The organism is Daejeonella sp. (assembly GCF_049655485.1).
GTDB lineage: Bacteria > Bacteroidota > Bacteroidia > Sphingobacteriales > Sphingobacteriaceae > Daejeonella.
The window spans coordinates 1-4,101 of sequence record NZ_JBASJU010000022.1 but is presented as its reverse complement, the minus strand read 5'-3'; the positions used below and the strand labels follow the sequence as shown (position 1 = coordinate 4,101).

General features: G+C 38.8%; 5 protein-coding genes. 2 read left to right on the top strand and 3 right to left on the bottom strand.

Features of this window, described 5'->3' with window-relative positions; genetic code table 11:
* On the top strand, window positions 1-456 hold a 456-nt coding region (locus WBJ10_RS01195), incomplete at its 5' end, for a mandelate racemase/muconate lactonizing enzyme family protein (protein ID WP_424287731.1).
* Window positions 457-533: 77 nt separating this feature from the next.
* Here the strand turns inward: WBJ10_RS01195 and WBJ10_RS01190 are convergent.
* The 3 genes from WBJ10_RS01190 to WBJ10_RS01180 form a co-directional block, all read right to left on the bottom strand.
* Window positions 534-1,904: a dipeptidase gene (locus tag WBJ10_RS01190; RefSeq protein ID WP_424287730.1), complete on the bottom strand. Its 1,371-nt coding sequence runs from the start codon at window positions 1,902-1,904 to the stop codon at window positions 534-536.
* A 100-nt stretch (window positions 1,905-2,004) separates the two neighbouring features.
* Window positions 2,005-2,169, bottom strand: coding sequence for a hypothetical protein (locus WBJ10_RS01185; RefSeq protein ID WP_424287729.1), 165 nt, complete (start codon window positions 2,167-2,169; stop codon window positions 2,005-2,007).
* A gap of 37 nt (window positions 2,170-2,206) precedes the next feature.
* Window positions 2,207-2,458, bottom strand: a complete 252-nt coding sequence (locus WBJ10_RS01180) for a hypothetical protein (protein ID WP_424287728.1) — start codon at window positions 2,456-2,458, stop codon at window positions 2,207-2,209.
* 133 nt (window positions 2,459-2,591) lie between these two features.
* On the opposite strand from WBJ10_RS01180, the gene WBJ10_RS01175 reads away from it, so the two are divergent.
* Entirely contained in the window at window positions 2,592-4,058 is a 1,467-nt protein-coding gene (locus WBJ10_RS01175) for a tetratricopeptide repeat protein (protein WP_424287727.1), read from the top strand.
* The last annotated feature ends 43 nt before the right edge of the window (window positions 4,059-4,101 follow it).

Here is a 4,101-nt window from a genome sequence, read left to right as displayed (position 1 = left end):
CAGCCTATGCGCACCTGGTACGACGATAGGCTTCCTGAACTCAGAAAAAAATCTCCCATAAAAATTATGGCTGATGAAAGCTGTTACAACCACCATGATGCACGCAAGCTGATTGATTCAGAAAGCTGCGATTACATTAACATAAAGTTTTCAAAGTCGGGTGGTATTAACGAGGCCTTAAAAATTCATGAAATAGCGAAAGAAGCGGGGATACCCTGTATGATAGGAAGTATGCTGGAAAGCAGAATAGCGCTGAGCGCTAACTTGCATTTCGCCTACGCCTGCAACAATATTAAATTTTTTGACCTTGACACCTGTCTGTTAGGCCACCTTGTAGATCCTGTTATAGGGGGATTAACTTATCAGGGGTATTTTTTAGACCTTCCGAACACATCAGGTATTGGAGCTGACGCAGATGAAGAGTTTTTGAAGAGTTGCGAGAAAACAACCATATAAGTTGACAGGTGACGGTTGACAGTAAGCTTGGTGGACTAGACGCCACACCGCTGTCAACTGTCAACCGTCAACTCCTCTTACCTGCTTAACTCAGCGAAATACCTATGAAACAAAGGAATAGTCTCAATTCCCTTGTAAAAATTAGCTATATCAAATTTCTCATTGGGCGAATGTAAGTTATCGCTATCCAGCCCAAAGCCCATCAGAACAGTTTTAATGCCTAATTCCTTTTCAAACAAGGCTACGATAGGGATGCTTCCTCCCCCGCGGGTCGGTATTGGCTCTTTACCAAAGGCCTGCGAAATTGCTTTTTGTGCTGCCTTATAAGCGATGCTGTCGGTTGGGGTTACAACTGGTTCACCACCATGATGCGGGCTAACTTTAACTTTTACACTTTTAGGTGCGATGCTTTCGAAGTGGGTTTGAAATAACCGTGTAATTTCATATGAATTCTGATCTGGCACCAGACGCATAGAGATTTTAGCAAATGCCTTAGAAGGCAAAACTGTTTTGGCACCTTCGCCAATATATCCTCCCCAAATACCATTTACTTCAAGCGTTGGACGGGTTCCTGTGCGCTCTAAGGTTGTGTAGCCTTTCTCGCCCCAAAGTTCTCCGATTTCAAGATCTTGTTTATACTCATTCTCTTCGAAGGGAGCTTTATTAAGGTCTTCTCGTTCTTTCGCACTCAATTCAATAACCTTGTCATAAAACCCAGGGATGGTTATATGGTTATTTTCATCATGCATTGATGCAATGAGCTTCGCCAGGATTGTCGCCGGATTTGCGACTGCACCTCCATAAACTCCCGAATGAAGGTCCCGATTTGGGCCGGTTACTTCGACTTCAACGTATGACAGGCCACGTAATCCTGTTTCCAAAGAAGGATGTTCAAGGCTGATCATCGAAGTATCAGAAATCAATACGACATCCGCCTTAAGTCTCTCTTTATTTTCAGCAACGAAGATCCCTAGATTAGCGGAACCTACTTCTTCCTCACCTTCTATCATAAATTTGATATTACAAGGTAGGGTGTTGGTTTCCATCATTAATTCAAATGCCTTAACATGCATGTAAAACTGGCCCTTGTCATCACACGCACCGCGGGCATATATCTTTTCATCCCGAATTGTAGGTTCGAATGGAGGGGTTTTCCATAATTCCAATGGATCTGCCGGCTGAACATCATAATGTCCGTATACTAAAACCGTTGGCAAGGATTTGTCAATGGTCTTTTCTCCATAAACTATGGGGTATCCTGCAGTAGGACAAATTTCAACTTTATCAGCGCCGGCAGCCTTCAATTTCTCAGCAACAAACTCAGCTGTTTTGAGAACATCTTCTTTAAACTTCGGATCTGCACTCACAGAGGGAAACCGCAGCAACTCAAAAAGCTCGTCCAGAAATCGCTGCTTATTATCACTTACATATTTTCTTATCTCCTGCATACAATTATTTTGAGCAAAGATAGAAATCTAACAATAGCCATTCCATAAATGGTAAATAAAATACCAAATGGAATGGCTACGATTCGTCATATGGAGACGATTAATCCCAACTTGCTAGTCTCTTCTCGTCGGATTTATTAGAAAAGTTTGTTTTCACTTGTTTCTCTAACTTGGGTGCAGGTACCTTTTCTGTTGCATTGTTTACTACAGTAAATCCTAATGACAGGGAAGCTGCGATAAAAGCTATAATAATTATTCTTTTCATGGTCTTTTATACTTGAATTTCTGAATGTTGAAATTTATTACCTTTTACTATTTGAAGTTGAAAGTTCAATTTGAGTGGTCAATTTATCAGTTTCACCATCATAGGTCACCGTGTTTAATGCTGCCTTTGCCCCTGTAGTAGCGATGTCCCATTGACCACATCCACGGCATGAAACACCCTTGTCAACCTTTACTGAGGAGTTTTCGGCAGGTACCAAAACCTCATCCTTTTGACAGCTACCTAAAAAAATTGTTCCTGAAATTGCGATCATTAATAGTACTTTTTTCATGATTTTGTTGTTTATTAGTTGATATAATTTTGTTTATTATTAATATTAAATTGAGAAAGTCCAACAGGTTAAAAAAATTCTAACGGTTTGGACTAATTGTTTAAATTTACTTTAAACTTGCATTCAGATCAGGATGAAAATATTGAACTTTATATTGTTGTTCACAAGCTTAATTGCTTTTACCCCGCGTACAACAGAAGGTTCTACAAATATTACAACAATTTCTGATACTTCCACGGTTATTAAACTTAATAATCAAGCCTTTAACGCCAGACTGACTAATCCCAATGTAACTATTGCTAAAGCTAATCAAGCTTTAAAAATAGCAGTAAAGCTGAAACATATTAACGGGATTGCGGAATCCTACAGGGTATTAGGCATTGGCAACAGCTATAAAAATTCAATTGATTCGGCGATTGAAAATTATCTCAATGCTTTAACTAATTTCAAAAAAAGCAGAAATTTACAGGGCGAAGCTAAAGTTTACAATAATATAGGTAACCTTTATCGGGATATAGAGCCATTTAAATCTCTTGAAAATTTCAACAAAAGTCTGCTTATCGCCAAAAAATTAGGTATAAAAGAATTAATTGCTGGGCTATATCTCAACATAGGAACAGCTTATCAAAAACTAAAAAACTACTCCAGAGCGCTGTCTTTTTATAAGTTGAGCCTCACCATGTTCAAGAAATTAGGCAATAAGATTGGTATAATTCAAAGCCATCAAAATCTCGGTGTCTTATACTTCAATTTAAGTGATTATACAAAGGCAAAAGAAAATTTGCAGGAGGCCCTTGCAAAGGCTAAAGAAGAAAAGCTCATTAATTCTGTTGCTTCCATTAATTTAACTTTAAGCTCGTTCCACATTGCGCAACAGGAGTTTGAGGAAGCTGAAAGATCCATTGCAGAAGGCTTGGTCTATACCCGAATGCTAAGCGATGAAAGGCTGGAATATAACTATATTCTCACGTCTTATGAACTAGAAAACAAGCGGGAAAACTATTTTAAGGCACTGGGATATCTCCAACAAGCTTATAAACAAGACAGTGCCCGATACGCAAATAATACCTCAGATAAGATCAGCCTTCTTGAATCACAACATGTTCAATTAGCACGGCAAAAAGAGAGCGAATTGATTATTGAACGGCAAAAAAATACTAAAACCCTGTTGGCGGCTAGTAGTATAGTTGCTTTACTTTCATTCATTGTAATTTTTCTGTTGATAAAGAATGTCAAGAAATCCTCCCGAACAAATTTTGAATTAACACGATTGAACAAAGAAGTATCCAAGCAAAAAGATGTTCTTGATCGCACAAATCAGAATCTTGAGGAACTCATCGAAGTGCGAACCGTCGACCTGAAGATAAAAAATAAAAAGCTTTCGGAATATTCATCACACCTCTCACACCAGATCAGGAGTCCTGTAGCCACACTAAAGGGATTAATGCTTTTAGAAGGGGACAACCTCATGGACAAGGATGAACTTCTGGAGCAGATTGAAAAGTGTGTCAATGAACTGGATGATCAAATCATCAACATCAACGAGAACCTGAACAATCCGAGTCGCTCCAGTTTATTTAATGAAGATTACGCAGACTAATTTTTCTCCACAATTTACAATTCATACAGCCCTCTCAGGGATT